This window comes from Salmonella sp. SSDFZ54 (assembly GCF_004010735.1).
Taxonomy (GTDB): Bacteria; Pseudomonadota; Gammaproteobacteria; order Enterobacterales; family Enterobacteriaceae; genus Salmonella; species Salmonella enterica.
Map to the genome: position 1 here is coordinate 1,544,067 of NZ_CP034819.1, position 23,368 is coordinate 1,567,434.

A 23,368-nucleotide genomic window follows, 5' to 3' on the forward strand; every position below is an offset into this window, starting at 1 on the left:
CCTGATTTTTATCCTGAAGACGAAGCTAACCCATGATGAATGATTCTTTCTGCCGCATTATTGCGGGTGAAATCCAGGCAAATGCCGGACAGGTTGAAGCTGCCGTTCGCCTGCTTGACGAAGGGAACACCGTGCCGTTTATCGCACGTTATCGTAAAGAAATCACCGGCGGTCTGGATGACACGCAGTTGCGTAACCTGGAAACGCGTCTGGGCTATCTGCGTGAGCTGGAAGACAGGCGTCAGGCCATCCTCAAGTCCATTTCCGAACAAGGCAAACTGACCGATGAGCTGGCTGGCGCCATCAACGCTACGTTAAGTAAGACCGAGCTCGAAGACCTCTACCTGCCCTATAAACCTAAACGCCGCACCCGTGGACAAATCGCCATTGAAGCCGGCCTTGAGCCGCTGGCCGATCTGCTCTGGAACGAGCCGTCCCACGATCCTGACGTGGAAGCGGCAAAGTACATTGATGGCGACAAAGGCGTGGCGGACACGAAAGCCGCGCTCGACGGCGCACGCTACATTCTGATGGAGCGCTTTGCCGAAGATGCCGCATTGCTGGCGAAAGTGCGTGATTACCTGTGGAAGAACGCCCATCTGGTCGCCACAGTCGTGAACGGCAAAGAGGAAGAAGGGGCAAAATTCCGCGACTATTTCGACCATCATGAGCCCATTGCTAACGTCCCGTCTCACCGTGCGCTGGCCATGTTCCGTGGTCGTAACGAAGGCATTCTGCAACTTTCGCTCAATGCCGACCCACAGTTTGATGAGCCGCCGAAAGAAAGCTACTGCGAGCAAATCATCATGGACCATCTCGGCCTGCGGTTAAATAACGCCCCGGCGGATAGCTGGCGCAAAGGCGTAGTGAGCTGGACGTGGCGTATCAAAGTCTTAATGCACCTCGAAACCGAACTGATGGGCACCGTGCGCGAACGTGCGGAAGATGAAGCGATTAACGTGTTTGCCCGTAACCTGCACGACCTGCTGATGGCAGCCCCCGCAGGCCTGCGCGCCACGATGGGCCTTGATCCTGGCCTGCGTACCGGCGTAAAAGTCGCTGTCGTTGACGGCACCGGCAAGCTGGTGGCGACGGATACCATTTATCCGCATACCGGTCAGGCGGCCAAAGCGGCTACAGTGATCGCCGCGCTGTGCGAAAAATACCACGTCGAACTGGTCGCGATTGGCAACGGTACGGCCTCGCGTGAAACCGAACGCTTCTATCTCGACGTACAAAAACAGTTCCCGAACGTGACGGCGCAGAAAGTGATCGTCAGCGAAGCGGGGGCGTCCGTGTATTCCGCTTCTGAGCTGGCGGCGCAGGAGTTTCCGGATCTCGACGTCTCCCTGCGCGGCGCGGTCTCTATCGCGCGTCGTCTGCAGGATCCGCTGGCGGAACTGGTGAAAATCGATCCGAAATCGATCGGCGTCGGCCAATATCAACACGATGTCAGCCAGACGCAGCTGGCGCGTAAGCTGGATGCGGTGGTCGAAGACTGCGTAAACGCCGTCGGCGTCGATTTGAATACCGCCTCCGTACCGCTGCTGACCCGCGTCGCAGGCCTAACGCGCATGATGGCGCAAAACATCGTCGCCTGGCGCGATGAGAACGGTCAGTTCCAGAACCGCCAGCAACTGTTGAAGGTGAGCCGTCTGGGGCCGAAAGCGTTTGAACAGTGCGCGGGCTTCCTGCGTATTAACCACGGCGATAACCCGCTGGATGCCTCCACCGTCCACCCGGAAGCCTATCCGGTTGTCGAACGCATTCTGGCTGCGACGCAGCAAGCGCTAAAAGATCTGATGGGCAACAGCAACGAATTGCGTCACCTCAAGGCCGCTGATTTTACCGACGATAAATTCGGCGTGCCGACCGTGAGCGATATCATCAAAGAGCTGGAAAAACCGGGCCGCGACCCGCGTCCTGAATTTAAAACCGCGCAATTCGCCGATGGCGTCGAAACCATGAACGACCTGCTACCGGGGATGATTCTGGAAGGGGCGGTCACTAACGTCACTAACTTCGGCGCGTTTGTCGATATCGGCGTTCATCAGGATGGCCTGGTCCACATCTCTTCCCTGTCGACTAAGTTCGTCGACGATCCACACACCGTGGTGAAAGCGGGCGACATCGTGAAGGTGAAAGTGCTGGAAGTGGATCTGCAACGTAAGCGTATTGCGCTGACGATGCGTCTGGACGAACAGCCCGGCGAAACCGCCGCTCGCCGCGGCGGCGGCGCCGATCGCGCTCAGGGCAACCGCCCGGCATCTAAAGCGGCGAAACCGCGCGGTCGTGACGCCCAGCCAGCCGGTAACAGCGCCATGATGGACGCGCTGGCAGCGGCAATGGGAAAAAAACGCTAATTGGGTAATACGCAGGCCGGGTTACTTCTTATCCGGCCTGCGATTTTGCAATACGTCCAACCCTTTCTTTTTTAATTAACAATTAAATCTTACCCATTAGAATCTGTTAATTAATTTCCTTCTGCTATCCGCACTATTAATTATCACTTTATTAACAGATGAAACCTTAATTAAACATTAAAAACGGTGAATATTTGCACATTAGGGGTATTTGCAAAAAGACAAATAAATGTTGAGCCATATCAACATCGGCGCAAATTATCGCTTATTTGTACATTCCGTCACATTTTAATCGTTGAAGATAGAAACCATTCTCATTATCATTGTGTTGTTGATTATTTACTCTTTCCTTCGTTGGCTAAACATCGGGTCTCCTGCCGCCCCCCTGAGCGCCGCATGAGGTATACATCCAGTTAGTAAGAAACAAGTAGGTCGTATGCAATTCACTCCTGACACTGCGTGGAAAATCACCGGCTTTGCGCGTGAAATCAGCCCGGCGTATCGTCAAAAACTGCTTTCGCTCGGCATGTTGCCCGGCTCTTCATTTAATGTCGTCCGCGTCGCGCCCTTAGGCGATCCGATCCATATCGAAACACGACGCGTAAGTCTGGTTTTGCGTAAAAAGGATTTGGCGTTAATAGAAGTGGAAGCGGTTTCCTGTTAATACAGTGAGTCTATAAAAATGAAAAAATTAACCATTGGTTTAATTGGTAATCCTAATTCCGGCAAGACCACCTTATTTAACCAACTCACCGGCGCGCGTCAGCGCGTGGGGAACTGGGCGGGCGTCACCGTCGAGCGTAAAGAGGGCCAGTTCGCGACAACTGACCACCAGGTCACGCTGGTAGATTTACCCGGCACCTATTCTCTGACGACCATCTCGTCACAAACCTCTCTCGACGAACAGATCGCCTGCCACTACATCCTGAGCGGCGACGCCGACCTGTTGATAAACGTTGTGGACGCCTCCAATCTGGAGCGCAACCTCTATTTGACGCTGCAACTGCTGGAGCTGGGTATTCCCTGTATTGTCGCGCTCAACATGCTGGATATCGCCGAAAAACAGCAGGTTCGTATTGATGTCGACGCTCTGTCCACGCGTCTGGGTTGCCCTGTCGTACCGCTGGTATCGACTCGCGGTCGCGGTATCGAGGCGCTGAAACTGGCCATTGACCGTCACAACGCTAACGACAACGTCGAACTGGTGCATTATGCCCAGCCGCTGCTGCGCGAAGCGGGTTTCCTGGCCGACGCGATGGCCCAGGAGATGCCTTTACAACAGCGCCGCTGGCTGGGTCTGCAAATGCTGGAGGGCGATATCTACAGCCGGGCTTACGCAGGCGAGGCGGCGCAAAACCTGGACACCTCCCTGGCCCGTCTGAAGGACGAAATGGACGACCCGGCGCTGCATATCGCCGACGCCCGTTACCAGTGTATCGCCGCTATTTGCGACGTGGTCAGCAATACCCTGACAGCCGAACCCAGCCGCTTCACCAGGGCGGTCGATAAAATTATTCTGAACCGCTTCCTCGGCTTACCGATTTTTTTGTTCGTGATGTACCTGATGTTCCTGCTCGCCATTAACATCGGCGGCGCGTTGCAACCCCTGTTTGATGCCGGTTCCGTCGCCATCTTTATTCATGGCATTCAATGGATTGGCTACACGTTGCACTTCCCGGATTGGTTAACCATCTTCCTGGCGCAAGGTCTTGGCGGCGGGATCAATACCGTCCTGCCGCTGGTGCCGCAAATCGGGATGATGTACCTGTTCCTCTCCTTCCTTGAAGACTCCGGTTATATGGCGCGCGCGGCCTTCGTCATGGATCGCCTGATGCAGGCGCTGGGACTACCGGGTAAATCCTTCGTGCCGCTGATTGTCGGCTTCGGCTGTAACGTACCTTCCGTGATGGGCGCCCGCACGCTTGACGCTCCGCGCGAACGCCTGATGACCATCATGATGGCGCCGTTTATGTCCTGTGGCGCGCGCCTGGCGATTTTCGCCGTCTTTGCCGCCGCCTTCTTCGGGCAAAACGGCGCGCTGGCGGTCTTCTCGCTATACGTGCTGGGTATTGTCATGGCGGTATTAACCGGCCTGATGCTGAAACATACCATTATGCGCGGCGAAGCCTCTCCGTTTGTGATGGAGCTGCCGGTTTACCACGTACCGCATATCAAGAGCCTGATCATCCAGACCTGGCAACGCCTGAAAGGTTTTGTACTACGCGCCGGTAAAGTCATTATCATCGTGAGTATTTTCCTGAGCGCGTTTAACAGTTTCTCGCTGAGCGGCAAAATCGTCGATAACATTAATGACTCCGCCCTCGCCTCTGTAAGCCGGGTCATCACACCAGTCTTTAAACCGATCGGCGTCCATGAGGATAACTGGCAAGCGACCGTGGGTCTGTTTACGGGCGCCATGGCGAAAGAAGTTGTCGTCGGTACGCTGAACACGCTCTACACCGCCGAAAATATTCAGGACGAAGCGTTTAATCCTGCCGACTTTCACCTCGGCGATGAACTGCTGGGCGCGGTTGACGATACCTGGCAAAGCCTGAAAGACACCTTTAGCCTGAGCGTACTGGCTAACCCGATCGAAGCGAGTAAAGGCGACGGCGAAATGGCGACCGGCGCGATGGGCGTGATGGATCAAAAATTCGGCAGCGCCGCGGCGGCGTACAGTTACCTGATTTTCGTCCTGCTTTACGTACCGTGTATCTCGGTAATGGGCGCTATCGCCCGCGAGTCCAGCCGCGGCTGGATGGGCTTCTCCATCCTGTGGGGGCTGAATATCGCCTATTCGCTCGCCACGCTGTTCTACCAGGTTACCAGCTTCAGTCAACACCCGACATACAGCCTGATCTGTATTCTGGCAGTGATCGTCTTTAACGTTGTGGTGTTAAGCCTGTTGCGCCGCGCCCGCAGCCGTGTAGACATTGAACTGCTGGCAACCCGCAAAAACGTCAGTTCCTGTTGTTCGGGCACTGCGGGCAATTGTCACTAAGGGATGTAAAAAATGGCTTCATTGATACAGGTTCGCGATCTACTGGCGCTACGGGGGCGTATGGAGGCAACGCAGATCAGCCATACGCTGCACGCTCCGCAGCCCATGATCGACGCCATGCTGAATCAACTGGAGATCATGGGTAAAGCGGTACGTATCCCGGAAGAAGCGGACGGCTGCCTTTCAGGCAGCTGTAAAAGTTGTCCGGAAGGTAAAGCCTGCCTGCGCGAATGGTGGGCCTTGCGTTAGCCTTCGCCGGGTAGCGACGTAACGCGTCTTATCCGACCTTTATCCCGCGTTATGTTGCCCGGTACGCGTCACGCTGCCGGGCAATTTTGCGTCATGCCTTCCACAAAGATGAAAGCGTTACCGCCGTGCGCATTTATCTCCCCACGCGCCTCGCAAGCGTGCTAATCCCCTACTGCAATCAGCCCGGTCTGCGCGTAGTGTCACGCCATTGAACTTCAGCGATGACGGATCGATATGGCGACCTCAACAACATCCACGCCGCATGACGCGGTATTCAAACAGTTTCTATGCCACCCCGATACTGCACGGGATTTTTTGGAAATTCATCTCCCGACGACATTACGTCAAATCTGTAATCTGAATACGTTACGGCTGGAGTCCGGTAGCTTTATTGAAGAGGATTTACGCCCCCATTATTCCGATATTCTTTGGTCGCTGGAAACAAGTGAAGGTGAAGGTTACATTTACGTGGTTATTGAACATCAGAGTACGCCGGACGCGCATATGGCATTTCGGCTGATGCGTTACGCAATGGCTGCAATGCAACGGCATCTGGAGGCCGGGCATAAGACGTTGCCGTTAGTGGTGCCAATGCTGTTTTATCACGGAAACCGCAGCCCCTATCCGTTCTCATTATGCTGGCTGGATGAATTTGCCGACCCGGTGATGGCGCGTAAGCTATACGCCACCGCCTTTCCTCTGGTCGATATTACGGTCGTGCCGGACGACGAGATTATGCGACACCGACGGGTCGCGCTGCTGGAACTCATACAAAAACACATCCGCCAGCGTGATCTGATGGGGCTTGTCGAACAGCTGGTCGCCCTGCTGGTTAAGGGATACGCTAATGACACCCAGCTTCAAAGTTTGTTTAATTACATGATGCACACTGGCGACGCCGCGCGCTTCAATACGTTTATCCGCCAGGTGGCTATGCGTATCCCACAGCATAAGGAGAAGATCATGACTATCGCAGACAGATTACGTCAGGAAGGACATCGTAACGGGTTACAGCAAGGCAAGCAGGAAGGCCAACGGCTCGCCGCATTGCGCATTGCCCGCTCCATGCTAAACGATGGTTTCGATCGCGATACCGTGCTTAGGGTTACCGGGCTGGCGCCTGCCGATCTGGCGTCTGAAAGCCATTAATCTGGCAGAATGGTCCGGGCCCGGCAACGCCCTGGTTACAGCGATGATTTTAGCGTCATCAGCGCCTGACAAAACGCCGCCGGATGCGAGATAAACGGCGCATGGGCCGCCTTCGCCATTATCTGTGATGTACTGTGCGGCCATAACGTATCGAGCAAAGGCACGATTTTATGCGGCACCAGACCGTCCAGATAACCATACAAACGCAAAAACGGCATGTTCACATTTTTAAGCGCTTCTCGTAGATCGACCGTTTTTAAGATTTCCAGTCCGCCATTGAGCACGTCTACATCCGGCATAGGCTGCGCCAGCACTACGCTTTTTAAGGTGCGGGCATCCTGACGCGCCGTCTCCGTCCCTAACGTTTGCAGCGCCAGAAAACGCTCCACCGTGCGCTGAAAATCGTCGCTAAGCTGCTGCTGGAATCCGCCGAGGATTTCCGGTTTTATTCCCGGCCACCCCTCACGCGCGCTAAAGCATGGCGAAGAGGCGACTGTCACCAACGCCTGAACGCGTTCAGGGTGGGTGAGCGCCATCTGACTCGCCACCAGGCCGCCCAGGCTCCAGCCAAGCCAGATAGCCTGGTCCGGCGCGTTTTTCGCTACCTGCGCCGTCATCTCTTCAAACGTCATAGCGCCAAACCCCGAACTACGGCCATAGCCCGGCAAGTCGACCAGATGCAGCGTAAAATGCGAGCCGAGTTCCTCGCGAATGCAATGCCATACCTCCGCGTTCAATCCCCATCCGTGCAGCAGCACAAGATGACAATTTCCCTCGCCGTAGGTCTGCCACCAGATGTCATTCATCAGTTACTGTTCTCTTTTGTCTAACAAGGATGCACCTATGCTAACAGTACCGGGATTATGCTGGCTATGCCGAATGCCGCTGGCGTTAAGCCACTGGGGGATTTGTTCCGTATGCGCGCGCGCCGTCCGCCAGCGCGTCAGTCTGTGTCCGCAATGCGGATTACCTGCCGCGCATCCTTCGCTCCCCTGCGGTCGCTGCCTGCAAAAACCTCCGCCCTGGCAGCGTCTGGTGAGCGTCAGTGACTATACGCCGCCCTTGAGTTTACTGGTGCATCAGCTTAAATTTACCCGCCGCAGCGAAATTGCCGTCGCACTGGCGCGTCTACTGTTGCAGGAAGTCCTCATGGCGCGCCGCAGCACTGGCTTGCAGCTTCCCGACAGAATCGTCAGCGTTCCGCTCTGGTCGCGCCGACACTGGCGGCGGGGATTTAACCAAAGCGATCTGTTATGCCAACCGTTAGCGCGCTGGCTTGGCTGCGCATGGGACAGCCAGACCATCACGCGGGTACGGGCGACCGCAACACAACATCATCTCAGCGCCAGGTTACGTAAACGCAATTTGAAAAACGCGTTTCGCCTTGAATTGCCGGTACAGGGTCTCCATATGGTTATTGTGGATGATGTCGTCACTACCGGAAGTACCGTCGCGGAAATCGCGCAACTGCTTTTGCGCAACGGCGCAGCGACTGTCCAGGTATGGTGCCTGTGTCGAACCTTGTAGAGCCTCAATGATGGGCGTATTATAACCAACTAAAATAGTCAACTATTAGGCCATTACTATGATCCGTATTTCCGATGCTGCACAAGCGCACTTTGCCAAACTGCTGGCAAATCAGGAAGAAGGGACGCAAATCCGCGTATTTGTCATTAATCCCGGCACTCCTAACGCAGAGTGCGGTGTTTCTTATTGTCCGCCCGACGCCGTAGAAGCCACCGATACTGCACTGAAATTTGACCTGTTGACCGCTTATGTCGACGAGCTGAGCGCGCCCTATCTGGAAGACGCGGAAATTGATTTCGTGACCGACCAGCTAGGTTCTCAACTCACATTGAAAGCGCCAAACGCGAAGATGCGCAAAGTGGCCGATGACGCGCCGCTGATGGAGCGCGTGGAATATGCTCTGCAATCGCAGATTAACCCGCAGTTGGCGGGCCACGGCGGTCGCGTCTCGCTGATGGAAATTACCGATGAAGGCTATGCAATTCTGCAGTTTGGCGGCGGTTGTAACGGTTGCTCGATGGTTGACGTCACGCTGAAAGAAGGGATCGAGAAACAGTTGCTGAATGAATTCCCGGAACTGAAAGGGGTTCGCGATCTGACCGAACACCAGCGCGGCGAGCACTCCTACTACTAAGATTTTCCCCGCATCCATGCCCGATGGCGCTTGCGCCTGTCGGGCCTTGTCTGCCCCACCGTAGGCCGAATAAGGCGTATACGCCGCCATCCGGCGCTATCAGCCACATCTCAGAACAATGGTCCTTCTTCTTTCGCCGATAACATGACCTGTGTCTCATAATTTAAATTTTGCCTGCCAGGGTCATTTTCAACACCCATATGTTACCCGTATCATTCTTATGGGCACCTAACATCCATATAACATCTGACTACGCTCATTCGTTTCAACGGTAATCAGTATTGGTGCTATTGCGACTCTGTTCCCGTCGGGAACAACAGGAATTTGTCGTCGAAACAATGACGTTACCCATAACAAAGTAAAGGCCAGGTAAATCATGCCATTAGTCATCGTTGCTATCGGTGTTATCTTGTTACTTCTTCTGATGATCCGCTTCAAAATGAACGGATTTATCGCCCTTGTCCTGGTAGCGCTCGCTGTCGGGTTGATGCAGGGAATGCCGCTGGATAAAGTCATCGGCTCCATCAAAGCCGGTGTCGGCGGTACGCTTGGCAGTCTGGCCCTGATTATGGGGTTCGGCGCCATGCTGGGCAAAATGCTTGCCGACTGCGGCGGCGCTCAACGTATCGCCACTACCCTGATCGCGAAATTTGGTAAAAAGCATATTCAGTGGGCCGTAGTGTTAACCGGCTTTACCGTCGGCTTCGCTCTGTTCTATGAAGTGGGCTTCGTTCTGATGCTGCCGCTGGTATTCACCATTGCCGCAGCGGCGAATATCCCGTTACTGTACGTCGGCGTGCCGATGGCCGCGGCGCTCTCCGTCACACACGGCTTCCTGCCGCCGCACCCGGGTCCAACCGCAATCGCCACGATTTTCCATGCCGATATGGGTAAGACGCTGCTGTTTGGTACGATTCTGGCGATCCCGACCGTGATCCTTGCCGGACCGGTTTACGCCCGTTTCCTGAAAGGCATCGATAAGCCGATCCCGGAAGGCCTGTACAGCGCGAAAACTTTTACGGAAGAAGAGATGCCGGGCTTTGGCGTCAGCGTCTGGACGTCGCTGGTTCCGGTGATTCTGATGGCGATGCGTGCGGTTGCCGAGATGATTCTGCCAAAAGGCCACGCTTTCCTGCCCGTTGCCGAGTTCCTGGGCGACCCGGTAATGGCTACGTTAATTGCCGTACTGATTGCGATGTTCACCTTTGGCCTGAACCGCGGGCGTTCAATGGATCAGATTAACGATACGCTGGTCTCTTCCATCAAAATTATCGCCATGATGCTGCTGATCATCGGCGGCGGCGGCGCGTTCAAGCAGGTGCTGGTCGATAGCGGCGTGGATAAATACATCGCTTCAATGATGCATGAAACCAATGTCTCTCCGCTGTTGATGGCGTGGTCTATCGCGGCGGTGCTGCGTATCGCGCTGGGCTCTGCGACTGTCGCGGCGATTACCGCAGGCGGCATTGCGGCGCCGCTGATCGCCACTACCGGCGTTAGCCCTGAACTGATGGTTATCGCAGTCGGTTCCGGGAGCGTGATTTTCTCTCACGTCAACGACCCGGGCTTCTGGCTGTTCAAAGAGTATTTCAATTTGACTATCGGCGAGACCATTAAATCCTGGTCGATGCTGGAAACGATCATCTCCGTCTGCGGCCTGATCGGCTGTCTGCTACTGGGTATGGTGGTTTAAGCGAGACGGATTGTAGGCCGGATAAGGCAGCAATGTGCGCCAGGATTGCCTGATGGCGCTGCGCTTATCAGGCCTACGTGCTCTCACCATCATAAAGCCGGGGAAATCCCCGGCTTTATTACTTCTTCTTCGCGGCCGCTTTTCGGCGCTTATCCAAGTCCTTAATCAGCTTGTTTACACCCTCATCGGCAAACATCTGCTCCAGCGTGGCGGTGAGCTTCCGCCGCCAGTTTTTATACTGATCGCTGGTGCCCGGTACGTTAACCGGATCGGCCATATCCAGCCAGTCCTCCGGCTGAAGCCCCAACAGACCGCTGTTACTGTCGGCGATGTAGCGCTGAAGCCCGCGATTTAGCGTTGGCGTCATAGACATTAACGATGCCTTATGCCCGGCGCGTTTTGGTAGACAGCCATATTTATGCAGCGCGTCCAATAGCCCCTGTTTCGCCCGCTCGCGATCCTCATACAGCCCGCGCAGAATCACTTCATCCGGATAAAGCCCCAGAGCTTTACCCAACGTCAGGTCACCGCATTCCCAATAGCCGCGCAGCGTGGGGAGATCGTGCGTCGAGGCGACAGCCATCGATTGTTGCGGATACGCGCCTGGCGCGCGGAAGTTTTTCTCAAGGTCATTTTCAAACCACAGCACTTTATAAGAATAGACCCCGCTATCGCGCAGCTTGCCGACAATCTCAACTGGCACCGTCCCCAGATCTTCGCCTATCACCATACAGCGGTGACGTTGGCTCTCCAGCGCCAGAATAGCCAACAGATCGTCAACCGGATACTGAACATATGCCCCGCGATCCGCGGTTTCGCCATACGGTATCCACCACAGACGCAGCAACGACATGACATGGTCAATGCGCAACGCGCCGCAGTTTTGCATATTGGCGCGCAGCAGGTCGATAAAGGGCTCATACGCCCGGGCGACAATAATATGCGGGTCCATTGGCGGCAGCCCCCAGTTCTGACCGAGCGGGCCGAGGATATCCGGCGGCGCGCCGACAGATGCTTTCAGGCAGTACAGCTCCCGGTCGCACCAGGTTTCCGCGCCGCCTTCCGCTACGCCAACCGCCAGATCGCGGTACAGACCAATCGGTAGTTTAAAACTCTGGCAGGTATCCCAGCAGGCGGCGAATTGGCGCCAGGCCAGCCACTGAAGCCAGAGGTAAAACTCCACCTCTTCGCGGTGCGCTTCACAGAATTGTTTTACAGCGGGAGACTCTACCGACTGGTACGCCTCCGGCCAGGCTGGCCAGCCCCAGCGCTGCTCATCCTCTTTTACCTGATACGCATGCAGCGCGTCGAATGCCGCCTGCCAGTAAAGGCTCTCGCCTTCGCGGGCGATAAAGTGACGAAACTCCGCCATTTGCGCATCGTCGCGAGCGGCAAACCGCGTCCACGCCATCCGCAGCGCCGTGATTTTCAGCGCGGTAACGGTAGCGTAATCCACCCATTGCGCATCGCGCGCCTGTCGCAGCTTTTGCTGTGTGGCGGGCATTTGCCACCATGCCTGCGCCTCTTCGCTCAGGCGGAAATCTTCGACGGCGTTGACGTCGATATATATCACGTTCAGCCAGCGACGAGACGAGGGGCTGTAGGGACTGGCGCTCTCCGGATTCGCCGGATAAAGCGCGTGGATCGGGTTCAGGCCGATAAACGCGCCGCCGCGTGTCGCCACATCGACCAGCATCGACTTCAAATCGCCGAAATCGCCAATACCCCAGTTTTTTTCTGAACGCAGAGTATAAAGCTGGACGCAGGCCCCCCACAGTTTTTTCCCTTCCAGCAGCGCCTGCGGCTCATAGCATCGCGGCGGGGCGACGATAATCCGGCAGTGCGTACGCTGTTCATCCTGGGTCAACGTCAGGGTGTGGTAGCCCTCCGGCAACGTAGCCGGCAGGTTAAGTTTTTTACCGCCCGTCACGCGCCCTTTGTAATGCACGCCCTCTTCCGTAGTCAGCAGCCAGGCAAACTCACCATGCCCCTCTACCGGCAACGCCATTTTTTTACCCGCGGTATAAACCTTCACATTCGGCACAACCGCCTGTGGTCCTGTTGTCGTGCCGTGCATCGCCGCCAGCAAACGTCTCTTGGTTTCAGCGCCAATAGACTGCGGTTTGCCATGAGCATTGATGTAACTGGGGCTGATCCCCGCCGCCAGCGCGGCACTATCGAGACGTTTATTTTCCATCGCGCTCCCTTAGCGTTTTGCCTGCCAGATACGGGCCTGATAATCGCGAATAGAGCGATCGGAACTGAACATACCGCAGCGCGCGGTATTGAGGATCGCGGCGCGCGTCCACGCTTCCTGGTCGCGATACAGCGCATCCACCTGCTTTTGCGCCTCGACATAAGCGGCGAAGTCCGCCATGACCAGGTACGGATCGCCCCCCTGTTTGCCGAGGCTATGCAGCATCTGGTCAAAGGCATGTTTATCGCCATCGCTGTATTGACCGCTTTCCAGCTCTTTTAGCACCGCATCCAGCACTTTGTCTTTTTTACGCCATTTCACCGGATCGTAGCCTTTGGCTTTGAGCGCCTTGACCTCTTCCACAGTATGGCCAAAGATAAAGATATTCTCTTCACCCACCTTCTCAGCGATTTCAACGTTAGCGCCGTCCAGCGTTCCCACTGTCAACGCCCCGTTCAGCGCCAGTTTCATGTTGCCGGTGCCGGACGCCTCTTTCCCGGCAGTAGAAATTTGCTCGGAAATATCCGCCGCCGGAATGAGCATTTCCGCCGCCGAGACGCAGTAATCCGGCAGGAAAACCACCTTCAGCTTATCACCCACCGCCGGGTCGTTATTAATGGCCTCCGCAACCTTATTGATAGCAAAAATGATGTTCTTCGCCAGGTAATAGCCCGGCGCCGCCTTCGCGCCAAACAGGAATACGCGCGGTACGCGGTCAGCCTGCGGGTTTTCGCGGATCTCTTTGTACAGCGCCAGAATGTGCAGTAGGTTCAGGTGCTGACGTTTGTACTCGTGCAGACGTTTGATTTGAATATCAAAAATCGCGTTGCTTGAAATCTCAATCCCGGTACGGGCCTTGATGAATTTCACCAGCCGCTCTTTGTTCGCCCGCTTGATGTCGCGATACTGCTGACGGAACTTCGCGTCGTCAGCGTATTTTTCGAGGTTGATCAACTGGTCGAGATCGTTAGCCCACTCTTTTTTCAGCGTTTTATCCAGCAACGCCGCAAGCTGCGGATTGCACTGTTTGATCCAGCGACGCGGCGTAATGCCGTTGGTGACATTGTGGAATTTGTTCGGCCAAAGCTGGTGATATTCCGGGAACAGATCTTTCACCACCAGATCGGAGTGCAGCGCCGCCACGCCGTTGACCGCAAAGCCGCTGACCACGCACATATTGGCCATGCGTACCTGACGGTCGTGCACCACCGCCAGTTTTGCCCATACCTGCTTATCGCCAGGCCAGGTGTTATCGACCAGCGTCTTAAAGCGGTCGTTAATCTGCTTGATAATCTGCATATGACGCGGCAACAGCGCTTTGATTAACCTCTCGTCCCAGCACTCCAGCGCTTCTGGCATCAGGGTGTGGTTGGTGTAGGCGAAGGTTTTGCTGGTGATAGCCCAGGCGTCATCCCAGCTCAGCTGGTGCTCGTCAATCAGCACGCGCAGCAGTTCCGGAATGGCGATGGTCGGGTGAGTATCGTTCAACTGAATGACCTCGTAATCCGCCAGCTCATGCAGTTTGCGTCCGGCCAGATGATGGCGACGCAGAATATCCGCTACCGAGCAGGCGCACTGGAAGTATTGCTGCATCAGGCGCAGTTTTTTACCCGCCGTATGGTTATCGTTGGGATAAAGCACCTTCGTCAGTTTTTCCGCATCGATACCCTGCTGTTCCGCCCGCAGGAAAGCGCCGTCGTTGAATTTGGTCAGATCAAACGGATGGGCGTGGGTCGCCTGCCACAAACGCAGCGGTTGCGCGACGCCGTTACGATAGCCTAACACCGGCAGATCCCAGGCCTGGCCTGTAATCACAAAACCGGGCTCCCAGCGCCCTTCTTTGGTGACTTTACCGCCGATCCCAACCTGGACGTCCAGCACCTCGTTGTGGCGGAACCACGGATAGCTGCCGCGATGCCAGTCATCCGGCGCTTCCATCTGCTTGCCCTCAACAAATGACTGACGGAACAGCCCATACTGGTAGTTCAGACCATAGCCCGTAGCGGACTGCCCGACGGTGGCCATCGAATCGAGGAAGCAGGCGGCCAGACGTCCCAGACCACCGTTGCCGAGCGCCGGATCGACTTCCTCTTCCAGCAGATCGGTCAGATTAATATCGTGCGCTTTCAGTACATCGCTAACGTCCTGGTACCATCCCAGATTTAACAGGTTATTTCCCGTCAGGCGGCCAATCAAAAATTCCATCGAAATGTAGTTCACATGACGCTGGCCTTTCGTCGGCTGCGCTACCGGTTGCGCGCTCAGTAATTCCGCCAGCGCGCCGCTAACGGCCTGCCACCACTGACGAGGCGTCATGTCGGACGCCGACAGTAAACCGAAACGCTGCCACTGACGCGTCAGGGCGGCCTGGAATTGATCTTTATTGAAGGTTGGCTGTGACATAGGAAATCCGTCCTCGGGTAATAAAACAACGTTATCGCTAGTTTGCCAGGCTCGATGTTGACCTTCCTCCTCCCGGCACTGATTAGGGAGGGAGGAGGAGCGGGGATGAGCATAAAAGTGTGATCGCCGCCACTTACCCCTGTATAAACGCGCCGATTCCTGTCAACGACACCCAGTGTTACGCATAATCAAATGAATAAACAGAAATAACAGTAAATCGCGAAGGGGTATTTTCGAAAGATTATATGAACGCCGAAATAGTTTCTTACCTGAAATATTCAGCGGCGGGAGATTCACTCACTAAACATAATTAATTAAACGCCTGGTATCGCCATTGTGTTAAATCCGGATGATGTCCAGGACATTATTTACAATAACGGAAATATGACCTCAGCCCAGCTCTGACGCTCGTTTCAACCGCGCCGAATACTTTTTTAATATCGTTATTTAGAATTGTGACAGAGTGCAAATTCAGACACATAAAAAGTCTGCTTAGCTTGCATTAAAATGCTTTCTGGCCGACCTTATATCTATTAATTACGAAGCGCAAAAAAAATCGCAGTTCCCCCCATTTCCCACAGTGAAGTGATTGCTATGTTGATTCCGTCTAAATTAAGTCGTCCGGTTCGTCTCGACCATACCGTGGTTCGTGAGCGGCTGTTGGCTAAACTTTCCGGCGCGAACAATTTCAGGCTCGCCCTGGTAACCAGTCCTGCTGGCTATGGGAAAACCACGCTTGTCTCACAGTGGGCGGCGGGCAAAAATGAATTAGGCTGGTACTCTCTCGACGAAGGCGATAACCAGCAAGAGCGATTCGCCAGTTACTTAATTGCCGCTATCCAACAGGCCACCGGCGGACACTGCTCTACCAGCGAAGCGATGGCGCAAAAACGTCAGTATGCCAGCCTGACGTCCCTCTTCGCGCAGCTCTTTATTGAACTGGCGCAGTGGCATCGCCCGCTTTATCTGGTGATTGACGACTACCATTTGATTACCAATCCGGTGATTCACGACGCGATGCGCTTTTTCTTACGGCATCAGCCGGAAAATTTCACCCTGGTGGTGTTATCGCGTAATTTGCCGCAACTGGGCATCGCTAACCTGCGCGTGCGCGATCAGCTGTTGGAAATCGGTAGCCAGCAGTTGGCTTTTAACCATCAGGAAGCAAAGCAATTTTTTGACCGTCGTCTTTCGTCGCCCATTGAAGCCTCTGAGAGCAGCCGCATGTGCGACGATGTGGCCGGTTGGGCCACTGCGCTACAGTTGATCGCCCTCTCCGCGCGCCAGAACCATACCTCTGCGCATCACTCCGCCCGCCGTCTTGCCGGGATTAATGCCAGCCACCTTTCTGATTATCTGGTGGACGAAGTACTGGATAACGTGGATGTCAGCACCCGACATTTTTTACTTAAAAGCGCGATTTTACGCTCAATGAATGACGCGTTGATCGTGCGCGTGACCGGCGAAGAAAACGGCCAGATGCGGCTGGAGGAGATTGAGCGCCAGGGGTTATTCCTGCAACGCATGGACGACACGGGCGAATGGTTCAGCTATCACCCGTTGTTTGGTAGCTTTCTGCGCCAGCGTTGCCAGTGGGAACTGGCGGCGGAACTGCCGGAGATCCACCGTGCGGCCGCGGAAAGCTGGATGGAACAGGGTTTTCCCAGCGAAGCTATACATCATGCGCTGGCGGCGGGTGACGCGCAAATGCTGCGCGATATCCTGCTTAACCATGCGTGGGGGCTGTTTAATCACAGTGAACTGGCGCTGCTGGAAGAGTCATTAAAAGCGCTGCCGTGGGAAAGCCTGCTGGAAAATCCGCGGCTGGTGTTGTTACAGGCCTGGCTGATGCAAAGCCAACACCGCTACAGCGAAGTGAATACGTTGCTGGCGCGCGCCGAGCAAGAGATCAAAGGGGTTATGGACGGCACGCTGCATGCTGAATTTAACGCGCTGCGCGCCCAGGTCGCCATCAACGACGGCAATCCGGAGGAGGCTGAGCGGCTGGCGAAACTGGCGCTGGATGAGCTTCCTCTCGCCTGGTTTTATAGCCGCATTGTCGCGACCTCCGTTCACGGCGAAGTGCTGCACTGTAAAGGCGATCTCAGCCAGTCTTTATCGCTGATGCAGCAAACCGAACAAATGGCGCGCCATCATGACGTCTGGCATTACGCGCTGTGGAGCTTAATTCAACAAAGCGAAATTCAGTTCGCCCAGGGATTCCTGCAGGCCGCATGGGAAACGCAGGAGAGAGCCTTCCAGTTGATCAAAGAGCAACATCTGGAACAACTGCCGATGCATGAGTTTCTGGTACGTATCCGCGCGCAATTGCTGTGGGCGTGGGCGCGCCTTGACGAAGCGGAAGCCTCGGCGCGCAGCGGTATCGCTGTGCTGTCCACCTTCCAGCCGCAACAACAGTTGCAGTGCCTGACGTTACTGGTGCAGTGCTCGCTGGCGCGCGGCGATCTGGATAATGCCCGTAGTCAGCTTAACCGACTGGAAAATTTATTAGGCAATGGTCGTTATCACTGCGACTGGATCTCTAACGCTGATAAAGTGCGTGTCATTTACTGGCAGTTAACCGGTGACAAGAAATCCGCCGCCAACTGGTTACGCCATACGCCAAAACCGGCGTTTGCCAATAACCATTTTCTGCAAGGGCAATGGCGGAATATCGCCCGCGCGCAGATCCTGCTGGGCGAATTCGAGCCTGCGGAAATCGTGCTGGAAGAGTTAAATGAGAATGCCCGTAGCCTGCGCTTAATGAGCGATTTAAACCGCAATCTGCTGTTACTCAATCAGCTTTACTGGCAATCCGGGCGGAAAAACGATGCCCAGCGCGTATTGCTTGATGCCTTACAGCTCGCCAACCGGACCGGATTTATCAGCCATTTTGTGATTGAAGGCGAAGCCATGGCGCAACAATTGCGTCAGCTTATCCAGCTCAATACGCTGCCGGAGATGGAGCAGCATCGCGCGCAGCGCATCCTGCGAGAGATTAACCAACATCACCGGCATAAATTCGCCCATTTTGACGAAGGCTTCGTCGAGCGCCTGCTTAACCATCCGGATGTCCCGGAGCTTATTCGCACCAGCCCGCTCACCCAGCGTGAATGGCAGGTGTTAGGGCTTATCTATTCAGGCTATAGCAACGAACAAATTGCCGGTGAACTGGCGGTGGCCGCGACCACCATTAAGACGCATATCCGCAACCTCTACCAGAAACTCGGCGTCGCGCACCGCCAGGACGCGGTACAGCACGCGCAGCAGTTGCTGAAGATGATGGGGTACGGGGTTTAACGTGTGCCTGATAACGCTTCGCTTATCAGGCCTGCAGAGTCATTTTAAATCATATTGATATTGCTGGTTTTGTAGGCCGGGAGCATAAACGTAAATCCAGACGCTGAGTTGGCTTCAGGCCCGATGGCCGTCGCTCAGCCGCAGGTTAAATGGCGCCCATCCATCCGGCGGGTCCCATTCGCCACTGCCATAAATAATACCCTCCCGGATATCATGAATAATGACGCCATCAATACCACACGGTTCCGATCGCCAGATAATGCCGGAACTCACGTTGATAAGAAACGTATACTGAAAGGTTGTGACCAGGAAATTCTCGCTCAGCGAGGTCTTATGATCCCAAACATCGGGTATTGAATAAATATGGCCAACATAATCATCAAGAAACAGGCTTTTAACCTGATGTGAATCCGTATCAAATAAGTGAACGTGCTGACCGTATAATATCGCAATAGTCTTATCATTATTCATGATGCCGCTGAAGCACTGCTCAACGATCCAGCGCCCCTCTTCCAGCGCGACAAAAAGACACAGCACGATAACCGGCTCGCCGTCCTGACTCACCAGCACTCTTCGCCGCATCGTTGAAGGGCCGGAAAAGGGATTAACATCCCTCTCCGGGATAGCGTCAGCAACGCGTTGTTCAGCATCAAGGAAATCAGCGTGGTATGTCATGATCCGCTATCCTTTTTACTTACCATAACCTGCACCATCTCCCTCGCCTCCTCCAGGTTGAACGTTACCGGCAAAAACCGTTCCACCACCGCAATATTGGTAAGCAAGTGAGCGGAAGCCCGCGCCACGGTAAACGCGCCTTCGCCCGCCAGCGCCAGCGGTAAAATCAGCTGGTCGGCCAGATGCTCTCCCACCGCCGCCGGGCTTGCGAGATAGCGCCGCGCTTCATGCGCAACCTGATTAGCTACCGCTTCCGCGCTGGTGCCTTTTACGCCGAACGCGGCGAACAGTTCGGTCAACTGTTCGCTTTGGATCATCAGCAACAGCGCATTGCCCGGCCCGCAGCCGCCTTCCAGCGCAACGACGTTTTTCTCCGCCAGCGGGAAGTAGGCTTCCAGCGTTGCGACTTCACGTTCGCCAACGTGGTGAGGCACCGAGGCCAGCAAAGCTTCGGCGGTGATACGCCGCGTCTCGCCGCGCGATATCAGCGTCAGACCGCGTAAAGACGCTGCCGGTTCGACGACCGTTGCCGCCGCGCCGCCGCCTGCCGGATAAAAGCCGTGTTTTATCAGCGTGGTACGCTGGTTGATGCCCATCCTCGCCAACAGCGGCTCCCAGACGCGGCAGATAAAATCGGCGCTGGGCGCGGCCTGATTATGCGTCCCGCCGTGAACCTCCACGCGGGATGAACCGTCAGCAAACCACAGCGCGGGCAGGACGGTTTGCAGCACCAGCATACAACTGCCCGCGCTGCCAATCGCGAAACGGTACTCGCCGCCGCGAATCGGCCCCGGCGTAAAACGCAACTGTTGCGAGCCCAGCTCGTCGCCGTTCACCTGCGCGCCGCAGATTTCCGTTGCCGCCCGCACCGCCGTTAAATGCTGGCGTAGCAGCCCCGGTTTAGCGCGCCCGGCGCGGATGCCGCTCATTTCAAACGGCTGGCCGGTTATCATTGATAAACTCAGCGCCGAGCGCAAAATCTGCCCGCCGCCCTCTCCCTGTGCGCCATCCAGCGCGATGATCCTTGCCATTTTCTATCCTTTAACGCACACCACCTGCCGCAGGGTGTACATGATTTCCACCAGGTCAGACTGCGCCCCCATCACCCCATCAATGTCTTTATACGCCATTGGGATCTCGTCGATCACGTCCGCATCTTTACGGCATTCGACATGCGCGGTGGCGCGAATCTGATCGTCAACGCTAAACAGTTTCTTCGCTTTCGTTCGGCTCATCACACGCCCGGCGCCGTGGCTGCACGAACAGAACGACTCTTCGTTACCCAGCCCGCGCACGATAAAGCTTTTCGCCCCCATCGAACCGGGAATGATACCGAACTCACCGCGCCGCGCCGAAACCGCTCCTTTACGCGTCACATAGATCTCTTCGCCAAAGTGCTGCTCTTTTTGCACATAGTTATGGTGGCAGTTGATCTCGTCCATATCGAGGGCGATCGGTTTTTCCACGCAGCGCTGGAGCGCCGCCAGCGCGTTTTCCATCATCGCCTCGCGGTTCAGGCTGGCGAATTGCTGTGCCCAGTGTACCGCTTTCAGGTAATCGTCAAAATATTCGCTTCCTTCATTAAAATACGCCAGATCGCGGGACGGCAGCGTTTCTAACTGCTCCTGCATTTCTTGCTGCGCCAGGCCGATAAAATAGGTGCCGATGGCGTTACCGATCCCGCGCGAACCGGAGTGCAGCATGATCCATACCCGATCGGTTTCATCCAGACAGATCTCAATAAAGTGGTTACCGGTTCCCAACGTTCCCAGGTGCTTATAGCTATTGGTATTCAAAAAGCGCGGATATTTTTGCGTTAACCACTGATATCCCGCTTCCAGTTGCGCCCATTTTTCATCAACGTTGGCGGGCGGGTTTCCCCATGCGCCCACATCGCGACGCCCGCGTCCGGTGGTACGCCCGTGAGGCACAGCGGCCTCTATGGCGTTACGCAGTTCCGCCAGATTTTCCGGCAGATCGGCCGCCGTTAAGCTGGTACGCAGCGCGTTCATTCCACAACCGATATCCACGCCCACCGCCGCCGGAATAATCGCCCCTTTCGTCGGGATCACGCTACCGATGGTCGATCCTTTCCCCAAATGCACATCCGGCATAACGGCAATATGTTTGAAAATAAACGGCATTTTCGCCGTATTGATCAGCTGCTGACGGGCATCGTCTTCTACCGGTACGCCTTTGGTCCACATTTTTACCGGTGCGTTCTGGGTGGTCATTAATTCGTAATTCATCATTTTTCTCATTTTAATCATTAGGGTGGCGACAAGTTTATGTGAATACACCGCTCTACCATTGAGCTACAGAGCCGGGCTCTGACGGGTCTCGAACCCGCAACAAATGTAGATCCACAGGCATTCGCCAAAATAGGGTGGCACGACAAGTTAAGGTGAATCACCCGCTCTACCGTTGAGCTACAGGGCTAAGCCCCGGCAGGATTCGAACCTGCGTCTGGCCATACAAGGTGTAGATCCACCAGCATTCGTGCCTTCAGCGCCGCGCGACAAATTCATAGCCGGGATGATACGCATCGGGAAAGATGTAATCCCGGCCAGCATTCGCGCCGCGCTGAATACTCTTTACAGCGTCACGGCTTCAATCTCTTCCAGCCAGTGCGCGCTGCCATAGCGACCGTTAACAAAGTTATCTATCACCGTAAACACCTCGTCGCTGAAGCCGCCGACGTTCAAAATATCGCTTCGTTCCGCCGCCTGCGTGGTGCCGTAAGGCAGCAGATCGATACACACCAGGCGCGCCTGCGGGTTGCGCTTTTTCAGTTCGATCCAGCATTCCATGGTGGCCGTTGAGCCATGGCGCGATTTATCAACCCACGATTCGTTATCCGACACCATAATCACCAGATCCACCCGCGCCCGCTCGTTCAACAACCTACGCAGCGGCGCGGAGCAGTTGGTGCCGCCGCCGCCAACCGCCGCCAGCTTTTGCGCGTTGTGCATGACCGACTGGCGCGCATCAAGCCGCACGTCGACCACATCGCATTCAAACGGCAGCACGCGGGCCTGCGGATGATTACGCAGCACGGCGGCGGCGATCAGCCCGGCAACGTCCACGCAGCGGATCTTACTGGTCGCCCCCTTGCGATAGCCGGTTATCGACGACTTCATCGACCCCGACACGTCCGGGCAGACCACCACATTGCCGCGAAACGGCGGAATGTTCTCCAGCGCGTACTCCATCGCCTGCGCTAAAGCCTCGCGAATAACCTGCGGCACGCCGCTTTGCAGATTGCTCCACGCCGACAGCAACTGATAAGGATAAACCCAGGACTGGCGCACCTGCGCTCTGTCCGCCAGCTGCTGCGCCACGCTGGCGGCAAGCGTTGTATTCTCAAACACGTCATGACGCGCCAGCGTATTCAAATTCATCCGCAACGTTTGCCAACTCATCCGCTGCGCCAGTTGTGCCCACTGTTCGCGACTCAGCGGCGCGTTGGTCAGCAGTAAAAACGGCACATCGGGTAAGGCCGCGCCCATGTCGCCTTCACGAAACGCCAGCAGCGCGCGCGTTTTTTCCGGCAGTTGCGTCTTATCGCACGGCTTACCAATCAGCCAGGCGAAGAAGGCTTCCTGCCACGCCGCCTGCGGCCGTGGGTGCACCATTTTGACGATATCCGCCAGCGACGGCGTATTGCCCACCGATGCCTGCAATAAGCGCTCTTCGCTGGCGTTCTGCAACCAACGCTGCACCAGCTTCTTTGGCCGCGTCCCCAGCGAGCGCCGTCCGGTCACGCCGCTGCGTAACATTTGCACAAAGTTACGCAGCATCCGGCCATTGTTGATCACCCGCGCAAATACTACCGGCAGCAGCGCCGAACCACGCGCCGCCAGAATAGCGGTCAACAGCGCGGGCATATCCTTCATCATCCCGCGTTCGCGGCCATAAATCGCCAGTTGCGCTAAAAACAGATCGTCGAGATCTTTCGCCGTCGCCAGAACATCATTTAGCTGCGCCTGGCCGCTGGCATAAAAAGTCTCGTTCATGCAGCCGGTCATCACCATTTGCGCCAGTTTATGGCGCGGGGTGAAGGCAAAGGCCGCTGCGCCTTGCTGATTGCTGGCGTTGGCCAGCGGCGCGTCCCTTAACAGCGAACGGAACAAAAGTGGATTAGCCATTTGTTTTTCCCATTTCCGTTATTCTCCAT

The 23,368-nt window shown here is 55.6% G+C and carries 16 protein-coding genes; 9 read left to right on the forward strand and 7 right to left on the reverse strand.

All coding sequences use genetic code 11. The annotated features are described in order from the left end of the window. Positions 1–32: 32 nt before the first annotated feature. The 5 genes from EOS97_RS07880 (at position 33) to EOS97_RS07900 (ending at position 6,762) form a co-directional block, all read left to right on the forward strand. Positions 33–2,363: a Tex family protein gene (locus EOS97_RS07880; protein ID WP_000980653.1), complete on the forward strand. Its 2,331-nt coding sequence runs from the start codon at positions 33–35 to the stop codon at positions 2,361–2,363. Between the two features lie 436 nt (positions 2,364–2,799). Continuing rightward, positions 2,800–3,027: a ferrous iron transporter A gene (gene feoA / locus EOS97_RS07885; RefSeq protein WP_001160955.1), complete on the forward strand. Its 228-nt coding sequence runs from the start codon at positions 2,800–2,802 to the stop codon at positions 3,025–3,027. Between the two features lie 18 nt (positions 3,028–3,045). Further along, positions 3,046–5,364, forward strand: coding sequence for a Fe(2+) transporter permease subunit FeoB (feoB, locus tag EOS97_RS07890; RefSeq protein ID WP_000736983.1), 2,319 nt, complete (start codon positions 3,046–3,048; stop codon positions 5,362–5,364). Between the two features lie 12 nt (positions 5,365–5,376). Further along, positions 5,377–5,613 carry a [Fe-S]-dependent transcriptional repressor FeoC gene (gene feoC / locus EOS97_RS07895; RefSeq protein ID WP_000157587.1) on the forward strand — a complete coding sequence of 79 codons (237 nt, stop codon included), beginning with the start codon at positions 5,377–5,379 and terminating at the stop codon, positions 5,611–5,613. 234 nt (positions 5,614–5,847) lie between these two features. Further along, complete coding sequence (locus EOS97_RS07900; RefSeq protein ID WP_000235955.1) at positions 5,848–6,762, forward strand: Rpn family recombination-promoting nuclease/putative transposase; 915 nt, start codon at positions 5,848–5,850, stop codon at positions 6,760–6,762. 35 nt (positions 6,763–6,797) lie between these two features. Here EOS97_RS07900 and bioH read toward each other — a convergent pair whose 3' ends face one another. Then, positions 6,798–7,568 (reverse strand): pimeloyl-ACP methyl ester esterase BioH, encoded by a 771-nt coding sequence (gene bioH / locus EOS97_RS07905; RefSeq protein ID WP_000998137.1) that lies wholly within the window; start codon positions 7,566–7,568, stop codon positions 6,798–6,800. A gap of 37 nt (positions 7,569–7,605) precedes the next feature. Here bioH and gntX point away from each other — a divergent pair, with 37 nt between their 5' ends. The 3 genes from gntX to gntT all read left to right on the forward strand — a co-directional run bounded on the left by gntX (position 7,606) and on the right by gntT (position 10,616). Beyond that, positions 7,606–8,289: a DNA utilization protein GntX gene (gntX, locus tag EOS97_RS07910; RefSeq protein ID WP_000958735.1), complete on the forward strand. Its 684-nt coding sequence runs from the start codon at positions 7,606–7,608 to the stop codon at positions 8,287–8,289. A 58-nt stretch (positions 8,290–8,347) separates the two neighbouring features. Next, complete coding sequence (gene nfuA, locus EOS97_RS07915; RefSeq protein WP_000619387.1) at positions 8,348–8,923, forward strand: Fe-S biogenesis protein NfuA; 576 nt, start codon at positions 8,348–8,350, stop codon at positions 8,921–8,923. A 376-nt stretch (positions 8,924–9,299) separates the two neighbouring features. Beyond that, entirely contained in the window at positions 9,300–10,616 is a 1,317-nt protein-coding gene (gntT, locus tag EOS97_RS07920; RefSeq protein WP_001131741.1) for a gluconate transporter, read from the forward strand. A 118-nt stretch (positions 10,617–10,734) separates the two neighbouring features. Here the strand turns inward: gntT and malQ are convergent, their stop codons facing one another. Together malQ and malP are read right to left on the reverse strand one after the other, a co-directional pair. Further along, positions 10,735–12,813: a 4-alpha-glucanotransferase gene (gene malQ, locus EOS97_RS07925; protein ID WP_000428707.1), complete on the reverse strand. Its 2,079-nt coding sequence runs from the start codon at positions 12,811–12,813 to the stop codon at positions 10,735–10,737. A gap of 9 nt (positions 12,814–12,822) precedes the next feature. After that, positions 12,823–15,216, reverse strand: a complete 2,394-nt coding sequence (gene malP / locus EOS97_RS07930; RefSeq protein WP_000082257.1) for a maltodextrin phosphorylase — start codon at positions 15,214–15,216, stop codon at positions 12,823–12,825. Positions 15,217–15,810: 594 nt separating this feature from the next. Between malP and malT the strand changes: the two genes are divergently transcribed. Further along, entirely contained in the window at positions 15,811–18,516 is a 2,706-nt protein-coding gene (gene malT / locus EOS97_RS07935; RefSeq protein ID WP_000907043.1) for an HTH-type transcriptional regulator MalT, read from the forward strand. A gap of 114 nt (positions 18,517–18,630) precedes the next feature. On the opposite strand, the gene EOS97_RS07940 is transcribed toward malT, so the two are convergent. From EOS97_RS07940 to EOS97_RS07955, 4 genes are all read right to left on the reverse strand, one after another. Then, entirely contained in the window at positions 18,631–19,191 is a 561-nt protein-coding gene (locus EOS97_RS07940) for a hypothetical protein (RefSeq protein WP_000220922.1), read from the reverse strand. After that, positions 19,188–20,222: an RNA 3'-terminal phosphate cyclase gene (gene rtcA / locus EOS97_RS07945; RefSeq protein WP_000101026.1), complete on the reverse strand. Its 1,035-nt coding sequence runs from the start codon at positions 20,220–20,222 to the stop codon at positions 19,188–19,190. Before rtcA ends, EOS97_RS07940 begins: the two co-directional genes overlap by 4 nt. 3 nt (positions 20,223–20,225) lie before the next feature. Next, positions 20,226–21,440 (reverse strand): RNA-splicing ligase RtcB, encoded by a 1,215-nt coding sequence (rtcB, locus tag EOS97_RS07950; RefSeq protein WP_127836213.1) that lies wholly within the window; start codon positions 21,438–21,440, stop codon positions 20,226–20,228. A 345-nt stretch (positions 21,441–21,785) separates the two neighbouring features. Continuing rightward, positions 21,786–23,339 (reverse strand): TROVE domain-containing protein, encoded by a 1,554-nt coding sequence (locus EOS97_RS07955; RefSeq protein ID WP_000013006.1) that lies wholly within the window; start codon positions 23,337–23,339, stop codon positions 21,786–21,788. Positions 23,340–23,368 lie beyond the last annotated feature (29 nt).

Coding starts and splice junctions, on each gene's coding strand:
- EOS97_RS07880 (WP_000980653.1), top strand. CDS start 33: ATGATGAATGATTCTTTCTGCCGCATTATTGCGGGTGAAATCCAGGCA.
- malQ (WP_000428707.1), bottom strand. CDS start 12,813: ATGGAAAATAAACGTCTCGATAGTGCCGCGCTGGCGGCGGGGATCAGC.
- gntT (WP_001131741.1), top strand. CDS start 9,300: ATGCCATTAGTCATCGTTGCTATCGGTGTTATCTTGTTACTTCTTCTG.
- malT (WP_000907043.1), top strand. CDS start 15,811: ATGTTGATTCCGTCTAAATTAAGTCGTCCGGTTCGTCTCGACCATACC.
- feoC (WP_000157587.1), top strand. CDS start 5,377: ATGGCTTCATTGATACAGGTTCGCGATCTACTGGCGCTACGGGGGCGT.
- EOS97_RS07900 (WP_000235955.1), top strand. CDS start 5,848: ATGGCGACCTCAACAACATCCACGCCGCATGACGCGGTATTCAAACAG.
- feoB (WP_000736983.1), top strand. CDS start 3,046: ATGAAAAAATTAACCATTGGTTTAATTGGTAATCCTAATTCCGGCAAG.
- gntX (WP_000958735.1), top strand. CDS start 7,606: ATGCTAACAGTACCGGGATTATGCTGGCTATGCCGAATGCCGCTGGCG.
- EOS97_RS07955 (WP_000013006.1), bottom strand. CDS start 23,339: ATGGCTAATCCACTTTTGTTCCGTTCGCTGTTAAGGGACGCGCCGCTG.
- rtcA (WP_000101026.1), bottom strand. CDS start 20,222: ATGGCAAGGATCATCGCGCTGGATGGCGCACAGGGAGAGGGCGGCGGG.
- rtcB (WP_127836213.1), bottom strand. CDS start 21,440: ATGAATTACGAATTAATGACCACCCAGAACGCACCGGTAAAAATGTGG.
- feoA (WP_001160955.1), top strand. CDS start 2,800: ATGCAATTCACTCCTGACACTGCGTGGAAAATCACCGGCTTTGCGCGT.
- malP (WP_000082257.1), bottom strand. CDS start 15,216: ATGTCACAGCCAACCTTCAATAAAGATCAATTCCAGGCCGCCCTGACG.
- bioH (WP_000998137.1), bottom strand. CDS start 7,568: ATGAATGACATCTGGTGGCAGACCTACGGCGAGGGAAATTGTCATCTT.
- EOS97_RS07940 (WP_000220922.1), bottom strand. CDS start 19,191: ATGACATACCACGCTGATTTCCTTGATGCTGAACAACGCGTTGCTGAC.
- nfuA (WP_000619387.1), top strand. CDS start 8,348: ATGATCCGTATTTCCGATGCTGCACAAGCGCACTTTGCCAAACTGCTG.